The organism is Trinickia sp. HAY1-2D (assembly GCF_056754935.1).
In genome coordinates, this window is sequence record NZ_JBPGWX010000001.1 from 1,295,012 (window position 1) to 1,312,948 (window position 17,937).

12 protein-coding genes are annotated in these 17,937 nt (G+C 62.3%); 7 read left to right on the forward strand and 5 right to left on the reverse strand.

Features of this window, described 5'->3' with window-relative positions; translation table 11 throughout:
* Positions 1–30 precede the first annotated feature (30 nt).
* The 4 genes from ahpC to ACR9ZC_RS05755 form a co-directional block, all read right to left on the reverse strand.
* On the reverse strand, positions 31–594 hold the full coding sequence (gene ahpC / locus ACR9ZC_RS05740) for an alkyl hydroperoxide reductase subunit C (protein WP_331570717.1): 564 nt from the start codon (positions 592–594) through the stop codon (positions 31–33).
* Between the two features lie 156 nt (positions 595–750).
* Positions 751–1,995, reverse strand: a complete 1,245-nt coding sequence (locus tag ACR9ZC_RS05745; RefSeq protein WP_481579480.1) for a hypothetical protein — start codon at positions 1,993–1,995, stop codon at positions 751–753.
* Between the two features lie 389 nt (positions 1,996–2,384).
* Positions 2,385–3,494, reverse strand: coding sequence for a CPBP family intramembrane glutamic endopeptidase (locus ACR9ZC_RS05750; protein WP_481579481.1), 1,110 nt, complete (start codon positions 3,492–3,494; stop codon positions 2,385–2,387).
* Entirely contained in the window at positions 3,470–4,207 is a 738-nt protein-coding gene (locus ACR9ZC_RS05755; protein WP_481579482.1) for a hypothetical protein, read from the reverse strand. The genes ACR9ZC_RS05750 and ACR9ZC_RS05755 overlap by 25 nt, the downstream gene beginning before the upstream one ends.
* A 468-nt stretch (positions 4,208–4,675) precedes the next feature.
* Here ACR9ZC_RS05755 and ACR9ZC_RS05760 point away from each other — a divergent pair, with 468 nt between their 5' ends.
* Positions 4,676–5,734 (forward strand): alpha/beta hydrolase, encoded by a 1,059-nt coding sequence (locus tag ACR9ZC_RS05760; protein WP_481579483.1) that lies wholly within the window; start codon positions 4,676–4,678, stop codon positions 5,732–5,734.
* Positions 5,735–6,169: 435 nt separating this feature from the next.
* On the forward strand, positions 6,170–6,667 hold the full coding sequence (locus ACR9ZC_RS05765) for a hypothetical protein (RefSeq protein ID WP_481579484.1): 498 nt from the start codon (positions 6,170–6,172) through the stop codon (positions 6,665–6,667).
* 665 nt (positions 6,668–7,332) lie between these two features.
* Here ACR9ZC_RS05765 and ACR9ZC_RS05770 read toward each other — a convergent pair.
* A complete protein-coding gene (locus ACR9ZC_RS05770) occupies positions 7,333–7,695 on the reverse strand; it encodes a hypothetical protein (protein WP_481579485.1) in 363 nt (120 codons plus the stop codon).
* Between the two features lie 788 nt (positions 7,696–8,483).
* On the opposite strand from ACR9ZC_RS05770, the gene ACR9ZC_RS05775 reads away from it, so the two are divergent.
* From ACR9ZC_RS05775 to ACR9ZC_RS05795, 5 genes are all read left to right on the forward strand, one after another.
* A complete protein-coding gene (locus ACR9ZC_RS05775) occupies positions 8,484–10,898 on the forward strand; it encodes a leucine-rich repeat domain-containing protein (protein ID WP_481579486.1) in 2,415 nt (804 codons plus the stop codon).
* Positions 10,899–10,960: 62 nt separating this feature from the next.
* Positions 10,961–12,907 (forward strand): leucine-rich repeat domain-containing protein, encoded by a 1,947-nt coding sequence (locus ACR9ZC_RS05780; protein ID WP_481579487.1) that lies wholly within the window; start codon positions 10,961–10,963, stop codon positions 12,905–12,907.
* Positions 12,908–13,196: 289 nt separating this feature from the next.
* Positions 13,197–14,138: a hypothetical protein gene (locus ACR9ZC_RS05785; protein ID WP_481579488.1), complete on the forward strand. Its 942-nt coding sequence runs from the start codon at positions 13,197–13,199 to the stop codon at positions 14,136–14,138.
* 222 nt (positions 14,139–14,360) lie between these two features.
* Positions 14,361–16,802 carry a pentatricopeptide repeat-containing protein gene (locus tag ACR9ZC_RS05790; protein WP_481579489.1) on the forward strand — a complete coding sequence of 814 codons (2,442 nt, stop codon included), beginning with the start codon at positions 14,361–14,363 and terminating at the stop codon, positions 16,800–16,802.
* Between the two features lie 75 nt (positions 16,803–16,877).
* A complete protein-coding gene (locus ACR9ZC_RS05795) occupies positions 16,878–17,927 on the forward strand; it encodes a lysozyme family protein (RefSeq protein ID WP_481579490.1) in 1,050 nt (349 codons plus the stop codon).
* Positions 17,928–17,937 lie beyond the last annotated feature (10 nt).

Consider the following 17,937-nt stretch of genomic DNA (forward strand, 5'->3'; position numbering starts at 1 on the left):
CGGCGCCGCATCCTGCCGGGCGAGAAAGGCTTAGATCTTGCCGACGAGGTCGAGCGACGGCGTCAGCGTTTCGGCGCCGGGCGTCCACTTCGCGGGGCAGACTTCGCCCGGGTGAGCCGCAATGTATTGCGCAGCTTGCACCTTGCGCAGCAGTTCGCCTGCATCGCGGCCGATGCCGTTGTCATGGATTTCGCACAGCTTGATTTGGCCTTCGGGGTTGATGACGAAGGTGCCGCGCAACGCCAGACCTTCTTCTTCGATCAGGACATCGAAGTTTTGCGCAATCGCACGCGTCGGGTCCGCGATCATCGGATATTTGATCTTGCCGATCGTGTCCGACGTGTCGTGCCACGCCTTGTGCGTGAAATGGGTGTCGGTCGACACGCTGTAGATTTCGACGCCGAGCTTCTGGAATTCGGCATAACGATCAGCCAGATCGCCGAGCTCCGTCGGGCAGACAAACGTGAAGTCGGCCGGGTAGAAGAAAACGACGGACCACTTGCCCTTGAACGTCTCGTCCGTGACCGTCACGAAGTCGCCATTGTGATAAGCGGTGGCCTTGAACGGCTTGACTTGGCTGTTGATGATCGACATTTCGCGTAAATCCTCTGGTTGGGTTGGAAAGTGAGTGCAGTATGACCAGAAGCTATCGATCAGTGAATTTGATTGTCAATATCAATCGGATTGAGGGAAGCTATCGGTCCCATTGCGCCAACCAGAGCGCGGCCCGCGGGACGGGCAGCAGCGTTTTTACTCGGCCTCCGCGGCCGCGTTCGCCTCCTCGAGTTCGCGCGCAAATGCGGTCGCCGCACGAGCGGCGATCTCGGTCCTGATAGCGGGATTCGCGAAGTCTGCGTCGCTGTAGCTTGACCCGTCCCCACGCACAAGTCCGAATCCTTCCGCGACGATCTGTGCGACGAGCGGGTCGTCGCGTGCCATGTCCCAGTCGCTCGGCGCATCGCTCGGCTTCATCAGCGCGACCTCGTCGAACCCTGCATGTAACTCACCCTTATACCAGGCCGCTTCGACGATCTTGGCTTCGTCAACGCCCGGTTGGCCGGTTGCCGCCCAGTCGCGGAAATAGTCGTCATAGCTCTGGCTGGCGGCCACGAGTGCGTCTTTGTCGAACGCAGGGCTGCCGGGGTTGGGGCGGTAGACGAAATGCAGATGCCAATTGCCGGTGTTGCCGTCAGGAGTCACATCAGGCTGTGCGTGCACGGGTACGAGGCGCTCATCATTTGTTTGCCCCATGACGACTAGCGCGCCGGCACGGTCATAAATCCGGTTCCGTTGAATCGTATAGAGGCGGTCCTCCGCAGTCTCGCCGCGCCCCTTCGGATCGATTTCCCACACTGCCCCGAGCATTGCCTTGTTGTCGCCCGTCGTTTGGTTATGCTTGGCAACCGCCGCCATAGCCGATGCATCGACGAAGCCCAGCATCACATGCAGCATCCCATGGCCGCGAAATTCGTCTTGAACGGCAAGATACTCGGCAAAACTGACCATGCCGTTTTTGCCGGCATCGAGCGTGCCACCTTGCGCGAATGCGAGTGGCCGGCGCTTGTCTTCGGATTCCCCCGGCAGCTTGCCCGTATAGCAGAGCGTGAAACGCTTGCCGTCCAGTTCCGTGCCGGCCGCCTTTCGATTTGCCATTGCCGCCTGGATCGTCTTGACCGGAACTGCCTCGGCGGCCGGGAAGTTTTCCATGTAAATCTGTTCGAAGACTTTGCTGTCTGCCGGGCTCAATTGGCCGTTCTCGTCGACAACTGCGATTTCCGCCCTCAAACCCAGATTTTTTATCGCGCTCAGCATTTGTTCGCGCTGGTGGGTGTCGATCGCCGCGTCGAGCGGATCGATGTCGCCGAGCAAAGTCTTTAGATTGGGACCCACTGCACGTGCGACAGCAGCTTTTTCAGCGGCCTGCGTCAGCGCGCTTCTCACACGCTGACCGCCCGGCAATCGTCCGATCCAGGCCGCATCTGACGCAGCCGTCAAAGGACGATGCGCCGCCATTGTCAGCCGGTCGGATGCAGTTCTCCATGCTGCCGATCGTCGTGCCGCCGTCGCGGCGTCCGCAGCTGCCCCAGTAACTGCGGAGGCTATCGGTCGAGCTTTCGACGCGATCTCGCCAAGCCTTCCTCGTACCGATCGAACCGAAGCCTTCGACGAATCGGATTTCTCGTCCGGTTGCGGGCCGGATGCGACAGGCTGCTCTTGACCACCCCTTACGCGGCTAACTTCGCTCATCTGCGACCTCCCATGGAGCGGACCGTTATCCGCGTTAGAGTGGCCGAATTGTGCAGCGAAAGCGCACACGTGTTTTTTCTGCCCTTCGGTCTTCCCTACGGCCGTTCGGTTTCCATTACAAAACGAAAGCTCGGCCTTCAGAGGTTCCGGACAACCGCCAATACGAACAACATGTTGACCACGCCATGCATGGCGATCGGCAACGCCAGTCCTTTAGTTTTCCTCACTAACCATCCGGCGATCAGCGCGAGGACGAAGCGTTGCCCGAAGTGCGACATATCGTTGTGAAGCGCCGCAAAAAGCGCAGCCTGCATGACGTTGGCCCACCCGAAGCTGATATGGCGGGACAATCCTCCCAGCAGGCAACCCCGAAAAATCAGTTCCTCGACAATGGGCACGGCCACCGCAAAGATCAGCAACGGCAGCGCCAGACCGCCTATCGAATGCGCGCCCGTAACGCATGCCAATTGCCAGGCGACACCGGGGCCGCCGGTCGGCATCGCGTGACGGCTGGCGACAAAATTCAATAGGCACCACCCGAGATAGAGCGCGGGCGGGACGAACCAGGCTTTTTTCCATTCTCCGCTGCCGAGCCACTCGCGCCGCGAAAAACGCACTGCCACCCATGCGAGACCCAGCGCCATGACGGCGAGCGACCAGATGTACGAGATCGCCACGCCCTGTTGCCAGCCCTCGCGCAGCACCGTGTCGTGAGCCGGCGATAGCGATGCGGTACCCACGCGAAATCCGCCGAACACATACAGGGCGAAATACATCGACGACAAAGCCCACCACGCATGTCGCAAACCGATGCGCCCGAAAAGCGGCTCGCTGACCTTTTTTGCCCGTGCGCGCAAGAGGCCGCGATAGTGAGCGGGAAACAACAGCAGACCTGGTGCGGCAACCAACAGGACCGTGTACAAGATCAACGCGCCGGCGAGCGGCAAGAGATCGGCACGCATCAGCATCTTCGGGGAAAGATCGAGCAAGCGCGCGTAGGCGGGAACGAGCGGCATCGCCTGGTGCGTCCGGTCGTATTCGTCGCGTAAAAGATCGGCCGCCGCGAGCGAGTTGCCCGCATTGAACGCAACATCGAGTCGAATCTGGCGATTCTGCGGTGTCATGAATTTCGATGGCTGCTTTTGCGCGGCGAGCGCTGCCTCGGCGCCCGCCACATCGCCGGCCCGAAACAACGCGCGCGCCGACGTATAGGCGTCGATCTTCAAGCCGGCGTGCCCGGCTCGCATGAGTTCGTCGCGTGCCTGCGCCCCGGGAACAGTTCAGCCGCCGTATTGATGCGTTGGGCTTCGAGCCAGATCGTCTTCGCGACAGGCGCACTGGCCAGCAACCGCTGCGCCTCGTCACTGCGCCTCGAGCGCACGAGATAGCGCAGCGCCTCGACGAGGCACGGGTTCGACGGATCGAGTTCGACCGCGCGCAGCGCTTGCTCGCCCGCGTGCTTCTCGTCCTTCACTGCCGAATAGGCGCGCGAAAGCGCCGCATGAAGCCGCGTACGCTGCGCCGGAGTCCATTCCGAGGAGTGCGCGAGCAACGGCTCGCCGTAAGCGAGCGCGTCTTTGCCATAGCGATGCTCGAGCACGAAAAGCGCGGCCTCGGGCTGACCTGGAAAGCGCTCGTCGAGCATATGCTGGCAGGCCGTGAAATCCTTCGCCGCAGCATCGCTCCACTCCAGGTCTTCCGACCACGCGAAGCGTTGAATGAACCCGCATTGCGCCACTGCAAGCGCGACATCATGCGGATGTTGCACGAGGCCGGCGCGATAAGCGTCGAGAACCGACCGATAACTGTCGCGCTGATGCTCCGACACGATACCGGCCGCCCGCTCCGGGGATTGCAATAGATCGGGCGCCGGGGCCATCGGGTCCGTCCCGTTCGCCGATGCGCCGAGCGCATAGCAACACGCCAGCGCGGCGATCGTTTTCAATATCCCCCGGAGCATCGTTTTTTCCCGTAAGCCGTTCGTCAAATCCGAATTGCAGCGTCGTCGCGCGACGGGCGGCGCATCGTCCCACGTCGTCTGTTAACGGCGACATTCATCCGATCTTTAACCGATCGTCAATGCGGCGCGATTTGGCGATTTATGCGGCTCGGGAACACCGCATACAACTGGCGTGGTGAAGGCGATTTAACGGCACCCCTTCTACGAGGATCAGCGTCGCCGGGACAGAGGTGCCTGTCTACCATAGGCTCCGGTCCGGCCATCGCTGTCGCGAACGCGGCGCCCCGCCGCGGCATTCACATTCGTTCCAAAACGGACCGATCCGATCTTCCAACGCGCTTCGAGCGTTGCGCGCTGCAGTTCGCCGCGCAGCGCATGTCGTCGCTCGTCTTCAACTTTCTTCGAAAGAGGTCAAACATGATGGAAACAACGCGGATTGGAAAAGCCGCAAAGCGCGCCGGAAAGCGCTTGTCCCGCACATCGAAACTGCTCGTTGCGATCGCGTCGCTCGGCCTGTCATCGTTCGTTTGCGATAACGCGTTCGCCCAGGCGAGCGCTGCGACGACTTGCCAGTCCGTCACGGTACCGGTAGCGCTGGCCGAGGGCGGGCCCAAGGCTTATTCCGTTTCCGGCAAGCTCTGCCTGCCGCCATCGGGCCAAGCCAATTCGGTCATCCTGACCGTGCACGGGGCCACGTACGATCACCACTACTGGGATTGGCCGTATGTTCCCCAAGTCTATTCGTATCGCAACTTCATGACGAACGCGGGCTACGCCGTATTCGTCTATGACCGGATCGGCGACGGGCTCAGTTCCCACCCGGTGAGCACCGATATCTCGGTCAACTCGAACGGTTATGTCGCGCACGAGCTGGTGCAAGCGTTACGGCAAGGTCAGATCAACGGCTATACGTTCAAGCATGTCGTTCTCGCCGGCCATTCGCTCGGATCTTATACGTCGTGGGTCGAAGCCGGCCAATATCGCGATGTCGATGCCGTCATCCTCACCGGCATTGGACACAAGATGAGTTCGACGATCGGCACCCTCCTTTCGCAGGACATCTACCCGGCACAGCAGGATCCTGCGTTCCAAAATATGGGGCTCGACGCCGGCTATCTGACCACGCGGCCCGGCGCACGCAACGCGATGTTTTATTACCCGGCGACGACCGATCCGAATGTCGTTCAACTCGACGAAAAGACGAAGCAGACGGCCACGCAAACCGAACTCAACGGGGTATTTGCAACGGGCCAAGGGTCGGCGACGTATTACTCGGCCTTCATCAACGTGCCGATTCTCATCGTCGACGGGCAAGACGACGTGATCTTTTGCGGCAATGGCGCCGCCGATTGTTCGACCTCCGCATCGCTGCAAAGCGCCGAGCAACCGTATTACAGTGCGAGCCCGAGCGTGACGTCGTTCGTCGTTCCCGCTTCGGGACACGACATCAATCTCGAAGTCACGGCGCCGCTCTGGTATAGCGCTTCGCTGGGATGGTTGCTTTCGACAGCAAAGATTACGCCCTGAGCTGGACGCGATACGCTACACGTACTGAACATTGCTGCCCCTTCGAGGCGGCAGTCGGCTGGCGCCCCCTGGGGCGCCAGCGCGCTTATGCGCCACTGCAACCGCGACCCCGATTACGAATCGGCGGGCCGAGGGATTTGTGAGGCAAGCTGAGGTCGCCTTTGCCGCCGCCGAGCGATTCTGTGTTCCAGTGTTTCAGCGTAGCTGCGGTCGGGCTCGGGAGCAGGCGGCAACGACAACGAGACCGGACTAAACGGATGCAGGCGCCGGGGCCGGTCATGAATACCGCGGGCTTGTTGCCCGCTTCCACTCGGTTGCGACGATGGTGCGATCGAGGCGGGCGTCGTCGCGATCGTCGATTGGCGCGAGCCGGTCGTCGACGCGCGAGTACCTCCACCTCGCCGGATGCTCGGCGTTTGCTCCCTGGCGGACAGCATGCTGCCAACTACCGATACGAGCTCTGAAAAAGCGGGATCGCGTTCCCTTTCGTCCTCCGGGAGCATCGAGAGCCGCTCGAGCACCGACGCAAGTTCCGCATTCTGCGTACGGCGCGTGCTGCCCGCCTCGGATAGCGCTTCCACGACGCTTGGCAGCGCAGGGCGGAATTGGCTGGGCGCCCCCGTGGCGCCCGAGCGCGTACTGCTCGATGAAGGCCTGCTATATCGCGATCGACTACCGCCCGCTTCCGAGACATTGCTGCCCGCTTCAGAGAGACGGCCGGTCAAGGCGCTCGACCGAACCGGGTTTCTCACCGATTCGGTATCACGCCCGGACGCGGACGTGCGGCCGCTCGCATTCGTCGATGCGCCGGGTCGCGTAGAGCGGCTGCCCGATTCAGCGTACTCGGATGCCACCGAGCCAAGTTCGCTGTTCGCGGTAGGGCGCGACCGAAATGCATCGAATCGGCTGTCCGACGAGCGCATGCGTCGTTGAGACGAAACGTCGGATCGATCGGTTTGGGAGTCATTTGCTTGGGAGTGATAAGGGTTTGAATTGGATGAGCCACCGACTCTTCTCATAGTGTTCCTCTCGTGACAAAAAACCGACGCTGATTCGATGGCAAACGACGGCGATTCGAATGAATCGACGCTCGAATGTCGGTTCGTTCAGCGGGGTGAATCAGCGATTATTCAGTCCCCCGGTTCGCAATTACGCCACGCACGGAGAGAATCCGGCGACAACAGCGAACAACTCGTTTCGTTTCGCCGGCTTCCCCGCAATTTCGTCGCGAGTCGGAGCTCCGCCAACCCCGCTTACCGAGAATAGCCGACTCGCCGAAGGCTCTGCTTCGATCGACGAGTTAAAACCTTTTTGCAAGAAAAATCATGTATCCGCATCCTCTCCCAACAAGCACTGAAAAAGCGACAAGGCAACAATATGGTCAATAACATCGGCAGTTCATCAGGTTCGCACTCCACTTATTACTCCCAAGCCAACAACGCCTCTTCGAACCGATCCAATTCCCGATCGCAGAGGCGCACACGCTCGTCCAACGGGCAATTCGGCTCGCTGGCGGCACGCCAGGATACGTTGAGCGAGTTCGGTTCGGTCGCCTCCGGCGGACCGCTGGACTATTCGGACTATGCCGGCAATCCCTATTACAACCAGAGCGAATACTCGCAATGGGCCGGCAGCGTGCGTACGCCCAGCACCTCGAGCGCGGGATCGTTCGCTTCGGCCGATAACCGATCGTTCGACAATCGATCGACTGCGAGCTCCATAAGCTCCATAGCGTCGTCGCACCTGCCGCCATCCACTGCGAGCTCCATAGCGTCGTCGCACCGACCGCTATCTTCGCACTCGGGATCGTCGAGCCAAAAATCGCGACGCTCGCGCTCCGATGTCAGCGTGGCACTGTCTGAAGCCGGCAGCCGACATTCGTCGCACGTGCCTCTGCCGACGCGCTTTAGCGATCGCGGCTCGATAGCCAGCAGCTTGAACGACTCCGAACGCGCTGCCATTGCCACCGCGATGGACGGAGGGCGCTTCGGCCAGCGCGGGTGGGCCCCGGGGCCCACCGGAAGCGACGTGAGCTCCGTGCATTCGATCTCCGAGAAGCTTTCGGAAGCTGGAAGCACCATCAGTTCCGTGCATACGATTTCCGACAACCCGTCGAAGGGCGGAAGCAGCGTCAGTTCCGTGCACACGATTTCGGACAATCTGTCGGAGGCTGGAAGCCGCAGCAGTAGCGCTGAGCGCGCGGAACTCGTGGAGCGCCTGAACCGATTGCGCGACATTGGCGGGTCTATCCCGGCGGACCGCCCCTCGGTGACGTGGCAACCCGATACGGAGTTGAGCGTATCCGATATCACGCCATCAACGGCCGTAACGGAGGCGCCCCCGCCCTCGCGCCGCCCGCCTCCGCGCCCATCACGCCTTGGGAATGTCAGTTTCGCCGACAGCAGCACGTTCTCCGCCGCGCCCTCGTATCAGTCTTCCGTGGCGCCCTCTCGGCGCGGCCCGTCCATCTATGGCAAACAACCTGCGCTGAAACGGCTCTTCAATTCGCTGAACTCACGCCCATGAGTTGATCGACAGGACGTGAGCGTCGCCGAGCCTCGCTCGGCGCGGGCGTATATCGCGCCCGCATCGAGCCCAGCTCCTCGGCTTGACGCTCGCGCCACCCGGCTTATCCGCAACACCCGCATGCCTAGGGCATGGCGGGTCGGATGCCTGCATCCGGCGTTCACGCAATGAATTGCCGGGACCTGATAACGAATCATCGACCAAGCTTTGAGGAGGTCACCCAATGTATTGCAAAAAGGTATCGGGCGTTTCGGTCCCGATCAGTTTGTCGAGGCGAAGCGAAACCAATCGGACGGCCGAGCAGACCCGCCGAGACGATCCGCAGTATCTGGAAGCGCTCAATTGGATCAACTCGAGAAGGCGCGGAAACGAGCGCCGCCAGACGGCAGCCGACAGATTGGCCGACGCGAAACCCGGCCAGGATGTCAAGCTCGATCATCTCGCGCTCACGTCCCTGCCCGAATCGCTCATGACGCGAGCAAGCACCGCAAAAAGCATCTCTTTGTCCGGCAACAGTCTGCCGGCCATTCCGCCGGTCGTATTGAGCTTCAGCGAAGTGCAAAAGCTGGACGTGTCGGGCAACGAACTGTCCTTTCTATCGCCTCAGATTGCGCAAATGCAGAATCTGCGCTCGTTGGATGCATCGCATAACGCCATCGCCGAGGTCCCCGCGACCATCGGCGCGCTGACGAAGCTCGAATCGTTGAACCTGGGAGACAACGCGCTCCGTGCCGTGACGTCCGCGATCGGCAAACTTAGCAAGCTCAAGCAACTGAAACTCAGCGGAAACATGTTGACCGACCTCCCGCTTCAGATCGCTCAGTGCGCATCGCTGCGCGAACTCGACATGTCCCGCAATCACTTCGAGGTGGTGCCGGACACAGTCGGATCGCTTCTGAAATTGCGCACGCTGAAGGCCGATCGGAACCGGCTGACAGATTTGGAGCCGAGCGCGGATCATCCGGACAGCGTAGAGGACCGCGCCATTCCTGAATCGATCGGAAACCTGCCGCATCTGCAGGAATTCAGCGTAGAGGGCAATCCGCTGAGCACATTGCCGAACACTTTCGGTCCCTTCGAATATGTGTCGAGACGCCGCTTCCAGATCACGCGACAAGGAACGAATACGCTCGCTTCGAAAGTTCTTTCGAAAAATCTGAAAATCCGTATAGCGAACACGCCGCTACCGGAGACGCTGGTAACGGATGGGCGCTTGACAGAAGCACCGGGCGCGCCGCCCCCGCCTGTGCCGGTCTACGAGCCGCTCTATCACAAAGAGTCGCCCGCGTTCATGCAAGCCGACCCGCCTCCCGTCGACGAGCTCGCGCAACGCCCGATTGCGCAGATGGCGCACGTAATGCCCGAACTGTTTGCGGCACAGACGACGTCGGGTCCGACGGGCGGCGCCTCGTTCGACCAATTTGTGCGGCAAACGGCAGGCCACGATATGGCCCACCACGCCCAGCAACAACCACAACCACAACCGCAGGCACAACCACAGACGCAGCAACCGCCAACGCAGCAAAATGAGGCAGTACATAGCGTCTTCAGCGAGTCCTCGTCAGAGAGCGACGCGCCATCATTCGCATTCGTGCGCAAGCGAACAACGCCGCCTGCGCAAGCGCCCAATGCCACACCCAGTTCGAGTGCGGCAGTCAACGTTCAAACGCCTCCGCCGGCGACTACTCAGCCGTTCATACCGACGCAAATCAGCGCAGCATGGCGGCCCAGCGGGTCGTCCCCGGCTACACCGCCGGCTACAACCGCGCCCCCGTCCACGCAAATCCCGCAACCGCAACCGGCGCCGGCACAGACGTTCCCAACTATGCCGATGGGTACGAGCCTTCCGGCGAGCGGATTTCAGCACACGACACAAGACCCGCAAGCCGCAGCCTATGCCCAGGCGCTGCAAATCGCGGCCTCGCTGATGCAGCGCCCGGCGACGACGCCGCACGTGCATTCGGCGCCGTTCAAAGTGGCTGGCTCCAACGATTCGTGGTTCGACTTTTCGGACCCGACAATCAACCAGGCGCATCAGCACGAACTGGACATGCTCGGGTTCGAGCAGGTTCAGCACAACACGCTCGACGGGCTCGCCAAGCACTATCGCGAGCGTCTTTACCTGCAAGGCGACCATCTGAAGCAGCGCTTGGAACAGGCGAAATTGCGCGGTGCCATGGGCATTCCCGGGGAAACCGTCGGCATCAACGTATGGCGCGTCGGCATCATGTTGTTCAGGCAACATGTCATTTGCAACTTGGCGGAAACAGTTGCCAACATCAATAAGCAAAAAAAGCTGAACGATCCGAGCCAATCCCATCTGGCCGATGATCCGCTACAGATCGCGCTCGTCTATCAGACCATCGTCTCGCGCGAGCTACAAATTCTCGGGCTCGAGCCTCTGCGCAAGAACATGGATGAAAACCCGCATTTCAGAAGCATGTTCGCACACATCGTTTCGCCGGAACGTACCGGGTCCGTCATGCTCGACATCATTCGGGAAGTGCATCGGGCGGAAGACGAAAACGGACGTCGCAAGCTCTCGGCGTTCATTAAGGAACAACCGTTCTGGAAGGAATATCTGGCGAGCCAGCAGTCCGCCTCAACGGCGGCCTGGCGCGGTTCCTACGGATTCTAAGTACGGCGAAAACGACTCGTAGGCCATCGAATGCGACGGCTTGCCACTTGCGGCGATTTCTCATGAAAAAATTAGGACTACTTAATTGTGGCGGCGCACATGCGGTCAATTGCACACCGCCAACTTCTCGAAAAAACGATCGCGGCGCAGCCGCGATCGGAAGGCAGCAGAACGAAGCCGGTTCGCCGCGACGCCTCAATCGAGGCGGGCCGCTCGAAGGACTCAGCGAGCGCCAACGTACCGCGTTCAAGGAAGGCCTCGATGGTTGGGCGGCCAACTACGGGTACCCCACAGAAAGGCGCACCGAGGCGGTGAATCGTCTCGTCGCAGCGGCGGAACAACGCGCCGCCAAGATCGACGTATCGGGTCTTGGCTTGAGGCGATTGCCGACGCAGATTGGCTTGCTCAACAAAACGAAGGCGCTCGACGCGCAGAACAACGACTTGCGGCGGTTGACGAAAGAAGTCGGCGAGATGCATTCGCTTCACAGCCTCGAGCTGCAAGACAACAAGTTGCCATCCCTTCCGCCGGAGATCGGCCAACTGACCAAGCTCACCTATTTGAACCTCGATCGAAACAAGTTGGAGCGGTTGCCGGACACGATCGAAGGGCTCATCAATCTGCGCACGCTTTCGGCGCAACGCAACCTCCTTTCCGAAGTCCCGGCGTCGATGAAAAATCTGCCGAACCTCAAAGAGCTCAACCTCAAGAACAATCAGATATGGCAACTGCCGAATGGCTGGAGCGAGCTCTTTCATGGGCTCCGGAGCCTCAATCTGTCCTATAACAAGCTCACGGGACTACCCGTCACGTTTGCCAATCCAGCCTACTCGATGACGCTGCATCTCGAGCACAACCGCGACCTCTCGACATTGCCGACGAAATTCGGGGGGTTCGAATACGCCAGCGTATTTGAAAATCACACGCTGAGAAATAAAACAGGGAAGATCATCGTCCACACGCAAAACACCAAGATCCGCCCAACGCTCGTCCAAAGCGCGCGCCTGAACCCCGGGCGCGGGATCCTGGCCAGCGATCGCCCCGTTCGTGCGAGCAAGCTTCCGCCAGCCGTCGGCCAGTATGCGCCGGACCTCGGATCGGTCTATTCCGCGGACGAGTACATACGCGAACACGGTCAACCGGGACAGGTGATCGGGCTCGAACGTGTCGGCCAACCCGAACTGCCAGGGGCCGACGCGCTGGGACCGCAACCGGCATGGACCAAGCCCGTCGATGGTTGGCTCGACGAGCGCGCGCAGGAGTATGCCGATCGCTACGGCGCCCCGCTGCCCCCGCCACCGGCACCCGCTCAAGCGCCCTATGCGGCCACCTGGGGTGCGTGGCCTCACCTCGGTCTATCGGGTTTCGCCCTTCCGGCCGCGCCGCCTCCGCAATTCAACTTCGATACCCCTGCGGCCGTGCCGCCGAACCTCGATGTTCACGCGCTCGCGAACCTGCTGATGCAGTTCTCTCGGCCGCTACAACCCAACGCGGCGCCGAATGCCGCAGCAGTCCTTTCGTCGCTTCATGCACCGGGGCCGTCGATGGCGGTACCGTCGATGCCATCGACATCGACAGCGGCGCAGCAGCAGATGCCCGCGAACGCCACGTCCACGTCGTGGGCCCACCTGGAACAGCCATTGCGCAGCCCACCGCCTTGGGCCGAGGCCATTCGCCCCCGGCTGGAGGCCGACGAGCAGACGCGCGAACCCTCGGGGCCGCCGGCCTGGGCGGCATCGACTTCCACTACCGAAACCGCCCCTCCAGCCGCGGGCATGCCGCCCTGGGTTGCATCGACACCGCCGGTGCAAGAAGAGACCGAGTCCGATCCGGATCCGACACCCTACGGCAACGCGCCGTGGGCATACGGTGGGATCGGCGCGGACCCGGAGACACGGGATTACAGCAGCTACGCCTGGCCCAGTCCGCAGCACACCGATTCCGAAGCCGCGCCGACGAGCGGCATCGATCTGTTCGAGCAGATGATGTCCATATTCAGAATCGATTGAGCGCAGCGTCACACAGTCCCTCTCTCTTCAACATGAAAGGCCGCTTATCATGCCAAGCAGCATCAGCAACACTTCCAGCTTTCACTCGGCTTATACCGCGCCCGAGCACGACGATAGGCAATCGTCGACGTCGCGCTCGCAGCGCAATCTCCCAAGCAACGCCTCGTTGGGTCGCCTCGCTTCGCGTCTGTCGACAGCGGGCGGATCCTTTGTGTCCGCGGTGGGCGGCGAACGAACCCCTGCCGCTGGTTCGGAGGTAGGCAGCAGCGTTGCCAGCCCGACGCATTCGGTGTCCGCAAGCGAATATGGCAGCGTCGCGGAGAGCGTCTATGAATCGGCTACCTCACGTTCGTTGACGCCGTCGCTGTCGGCGAGCGGCTCGGCCCATAGCAGCGGCAGCGATTGGATCGACATGAATTTCAGCGTGGGCGGGCGAGGTTCCAACGCAAGTCGTCTCTCGGCTGCCTCGAGCGAACATCTGAGCAGCAGCAGCGGATGGATCGATATCGATCCCCACGCCACAGGTCGCCGCTCCGTCGCCGGCAGCGAGCAGCGCTCGGAGATCGCCGAGGTCTTGTCGCAAGCGGGCACGCCCAGCGAGCGCAGCTTTCACTTGTCGGAGCGCGGCAGTGTCGTCGAAGCGCTCGGCAACGGGCGTCTGGGCTATTCGTCGGCGTCGTCGCGCCGGCTCACCTCGTACGAAGGATCGAGCGAGACAAGCAGTTCTCAAGGAAGTGTGGGCGGGAGTCGCGTGTTCAGTCATGTCGACAGCCTGACGCTGCTGCGCAACCGGCGTCGCGGCTCGAGCAGCGCCGCCGGAAGCATCGTACCCAGCTATGTCAGCAGCCTGACGCCTTCGGATCTCTCCGCCGTGCGCGCCGCACGGCGCGGCGGCAGACTCGCGCCGCCGAGTTCGTTGCCTTCCGCACCGTCCTCGCTGGACAGCGAATACAGCGCTTATCTGCGCGAGGGCGATGATATGGTCGCGCCGCTTCCGCCATCTCAATTTCGCCCCGCACCGAGTGCGGCGCCAAGCGATCCATACTCTGTCGCCTCGGGGACGTCGTCGCGACGAATCGACCGCACGCCGAGCCTGTCGCGCCGATTGAGCGACAGCGGCCGATCGAGCCGCTTCGGCGGGGCCGACGTCGAATCGCTGTCCGCTGCCGGCTCCCGGCGGCATGACGAAGGACCCCGCCCGCTCTGGCAGTTCCTTAAGGAGGATCACTGAGGGCACCGAACGGGGCCGCATCTGCGCGGCCCCCGGCGCAGTTTCGCTCGTAGCGCCGCTTTTTCGCCGGCCCCGTCTTCTCGCCGAGCGCCTGCCGGTAGTCTCGGAGCCCTGGGTCGGGGAAACCCGCCGAAATCGCGCTTGCGCAATTGCGAAAGCGCGACGCTCTCGCGTGTCCACCCTCCCGGCCCGATTGTGGCTTAGCATCCGCGGAACGAGTCAATGAGTCTTTCGAGAATTGCCGGCGCACCGGTCAGCCAGACCGGCAATTCGCCACCCGACTCCGCATCGCGGAACGAACCGCACCGAGAATCGTCCACGAGCCGTCTGACACGGACGGATGGGCTGCTCACCGTACTCAAAGATGGACAGGCGGCGCCGAATCGGGGCGCGGAAGGCGGGCAGAGGATGCGGGCCAACGTGCCCTCAGCCGGCACGCCAAGTGCCGCCGCGTCGACCGCGCAGGTCCGCCGCGGCGCGAACGGCACGCTCGTCCTCGCACGAACGCCGAGCCCCGCCGGCGATATCGAGCCCCGTGCGGCCGACGGCGCCGCATCGCGCGGCACGCTCCGGTTGCGAAACAATGCTCGATCCGCCGACACGGATGCGCCTGCCCGCTCCCAATCGAACCGGTCGCACCTCGATATTCGCGCGCGCGCGTCGCTCGCTTCGCCTCAATCGGCCTCAGCCTCGATCGATGCGCGCGGACGCGACACAGATGACGCGAGATTCGACGGCGCCGATACGCGCTCGAACAAAGCCATCATCGACGCCTACCGCAGCGGCAAGCGCTCGGCGCTCGAGGTGCAAAAGGTCACGGCATCGCTACTCAAGCGCGGCGGCAGCTTCGCCACGACGATGCGCCTTTTCACGGCCGTCAAGAATGCGGGCATCCGTCCGAGCCTCATCACCTATAACGCGGTCATATCGGCCTGCGGCAAGGCGGGGCGCTCCGACGAAGCCCTCGCGCTGATCGCCGAACTCGACGAGCTCGGCAAGCACGATCCGTCCATGCGGATGGATCTGTTCACCTATAACGCGGCGATTTCGGCTTGCGGCAACGCGGGGCAGCCCGACAAGGCGCTCGCCCTGCTCAATGAGTTGAAGCAACGCGCCGAAGCCGATCCGGCGCTACGCCCGAGCATCGTCAGCTACGGTGCCGCGATTTCCGCTTGTGCGAAAGCGGGCCGCGCGCGCGAAGCACTGGCGCTGTTGCACGAACTCGAACGCATCGGTGAAAGAGACCCGGCGATGCGCCCCAACGAAATCGTCTTCAACGCGGCGATCTCCGCATGCGCCAACGCAGGACGGGCAGACGAAGCGCTGGCTTTGCTGCACGAAGTGAAGACCCGTGCGGCGCGCGGCGAGCCTGTCCGGCTCAATGCGATCACTTACAACTCCGCGATCTGCGCATGCGGCAATGCGGGGCGCGCGGATGACGCGCTTCGGCTCCTCGACGAACTCGAGCGCTTTGCACGCGCGAATCCGTCGATACATGTCGATCCCATTACCTACAACTCGGCCATCTCCGCGTGCGGAAACGGCGGCCGGCCGCGGCAAGCGCTCGCGCTGCTCGACAAGCTCAAACGTCTGGGCGAGCGCGATTCGTCGATGCGGCCGACGGTGACGAGCTACAACGCCGCCATTTCCGCCTGTGAAAATGGCGGCCTGGCCGATGAAGCGTTGACGTTGCTCGGCGAATTGAAGCGCCTGCCGATCCAGCCGAATGTCGTCAGTTACAGTGCGGCGATTTCCGCATGCGAGAAGGCGGGCCGCGCCGACGATGCGCTCGCGCTGCTCGACGAACTCAAGGTGCGCGCCCAGCGCGATCCATCGATGCGCCCTTCGGTGGTCACCTATAGCGCCGCCATCGCAGCCTGTGCGAAGGCGGGGCGCGCCGACGATGCGCTCGCGCTGTTCGACGAGCTCAAGGCGCTTGCGCGGCATGATTCTTCCATGAATCCGAATGTCGTCACCTACAGCGCGGCTATTGCCGCTTGCGGCAAAGCGGGCCTCGTGGATCGTGCAACGGCCTTGCTGGCCGAACTGAACGATATCGCCGCGCGCGACCCGTCGATCCGGCCGGACATCGTGGCATACAACGCGGCGATCGTGGCCTGCGCGAAAGGCGGCCGTCCCGAGCAAGCGCACGCGCTGCTGGCGAACGCGCGGCACCTGGCCGCTAACGGTGCGCCAACGCAGCCCAACGCGACGACTTACAGCGCCGTCATCTCGGCGTATGCGGGCGCCGGCCGCGCCGAGCACGCGCATCGGCTCATCGACGACGCCATCGCGGACGGCGTCTTTACACCGCAGGCCGGGTACGACGCGGCCGCCAATGCGCTCGACTTCCACGAGGATCATGTCTGCGCCAATCCGCCGAGATCCGATCGGCCGCGCGGGATCGCGTCCGCGCTCGCCGTTGCCCTGCTGCACTATCACGCCGCCGCCGGCAATCTGGATCGACGCACCACTTACATCGTCGGGCAGCATGGAGACAATGCGGTGAAGCATGCTGTGCTGGCCGAACTGAACCGATACTGGCCCGCCGGCTACGCCGTATCCGCTCGCAACCCCGGCGTGCTGGTCCCCTCGCGGATCGACTTCGCCGGCGGCATCGCGAATTCGCACCTTACGCCGGAGATTGCGGCTCACGCCTCTTAGCATGGATTCACCAGCGTCACGCCCCGAAAGCGATACGGTGTGCGCAATCCATCAATAGGCGGGAGAGGAATCATCATGTCGGTTATCAATGGTCGCGTCGAGGGTACAGGGCCAGCGTCGTTCAGTCATGAAGGCCCGATCAATCCCAGTTCGCTGCAGAAAACGGAGGCTCTGCTTGCCACGGTGGAAGCGCAACTGCAGAGCATGCTCAGGCAGATGTCACCTACCCAAGCAGGCGGCGACGAAGGGCATCGCGGGGCGCATCATCCGCATTCGCATCCCAACCATGCGGATCGCGCGCATGAAGCACACAACAAGTCCGACACCCCCGGCCGCTTCGACACGCGTGACACTAATCAAGGCGCGCAAGCCAAGACCAAGCTCGAGATGAATACGGGGGGCCCGCACAACCCTACGTCGACGAACGATACGGCAACGGCAGGTCTTCATGCGAGCCAAGGTACGCGAAAGGCTGCGCAAAACTCGAGCTCGAGCGGATCGCTTCCGTCCGGCAAATCTGCATCGGGCACGCCGAGCACCCGCCTCATCCCCGATACCACCAGCGTCGCACAAGCTCAGGCGACGGTTCATCCCAAGTTCATGCCCGTGCTGCGCGGCGACGAAAAGCAAAAGGATGCTCAGATCAAGAATCAGGCTGATTTCGGCCGGGCAGTCGACGAGACGGCCAAGGAGTACGGTCTGGACCCCAACGTATTTCGCGCACAGCTGCAAGTGGAATCCGGCGCATTCAGCCAGGGCTATCAGAAAGCGCTGCACCAGGAGGGCGACCTCGACCGAGCGGCCGACAACAACACCTCGGTCGGTCTCGGGCAAATCTCGCGCAAATATCTCGATGGCCGCGAGTGGGCGAATGGCGGCCCTGGCAATGCACGCGTCGGCAGCCAGGTGGTGACCTTCGATCAGTACAAGGACAGCCCTACGATTCAGTTGCGCATGGCCGCTTCCAATCTCGCCCAGCGCATAGCGGACCACGGTGGCCTGGAGCAAGGCCTCTCGTATTATGTGTCGGGCAATGACAACCCGAACAACCCGAGCGGAGCAAGCTACATCGCCAAGATCGACGCCGCGCTGAAGGATCCTGCCGTTCTCGGTCCTGGCCGATAAAGTGCCGCGG

What these genes read in the sequence shown, in the direction of transcription:
- ahpC (WP_331570717.1), bottom strand. Translation starts at nt 594, where the DNA reads ATGTCGATCATCAACAGCCAAGTCAAGCCGTTCAAGGCCACCGCTTAT.
- ACR9ZC_RS05750 (WP_481579481.1), bottom strand. Translation starts at nt 3,494, where the DNA reads ATGCGAGCCGGGCACGCCGGCTTGAAGATCGACGCCTATACGTCGGCG.
- ACR9ZC_RS05755 (WP_481579482.1), bottom strand. Translation starts at nt 4,207, where the DNA reads ATGCTCCGGGGGATATTGAAAACGATCGCCGCGCTGGCGTGTTGCTAT.
- ACR9ZC_RS05765 (WP_481579484.1), top strand. Translation starts at nt 6,170, where the DNA reads ATGCTGCCAACTACCGATACGAGCTCTGAAAAAGCGGGATCGCGTTCC.
- ACR9ZC_RS05770 (WP_481579485.1), bottom strand. Translation starts at nt 7,695, where the DNA reads ATGGCAGCGCGTTCGGAGTCGTTCAAGCTGCTGGCTATCGAGCCGCGA.
- ACR9ZC_RS05775 (WP_481579486.1), top strand. Translation starts at nt 8,484, where the DNA reads ATGTATTGCAAAAAGGTATCGGGCGTTTCGGTCCCGATCAGTTTGTCG.
- ACR9ZC_RS05780 (WP_481579487.1), top strand. Translation starts at nt 10,961, where the DNA reads ATGAAAAAATTAGGACTACTTAATTGTGGCGGCGCACATGCGGTCAAT.
- ACR9ZC_RS05790 (WP_481579489.1), top strand. Translation starts at nt 14,361, where the DNA reads ATGAGTCTTTCGAGAATTGCCGGCGCACCGGTCAGCCAGACCGGCAAT.
- ACR9ZC_RS05795 (WP_481579490.1), top strand. Translation starts at nt 16,878, where the DNA reads ATGTCGGTTATCAATGGTCGCGTCGAGGGTACAGGGCCAGCGTCGTTC.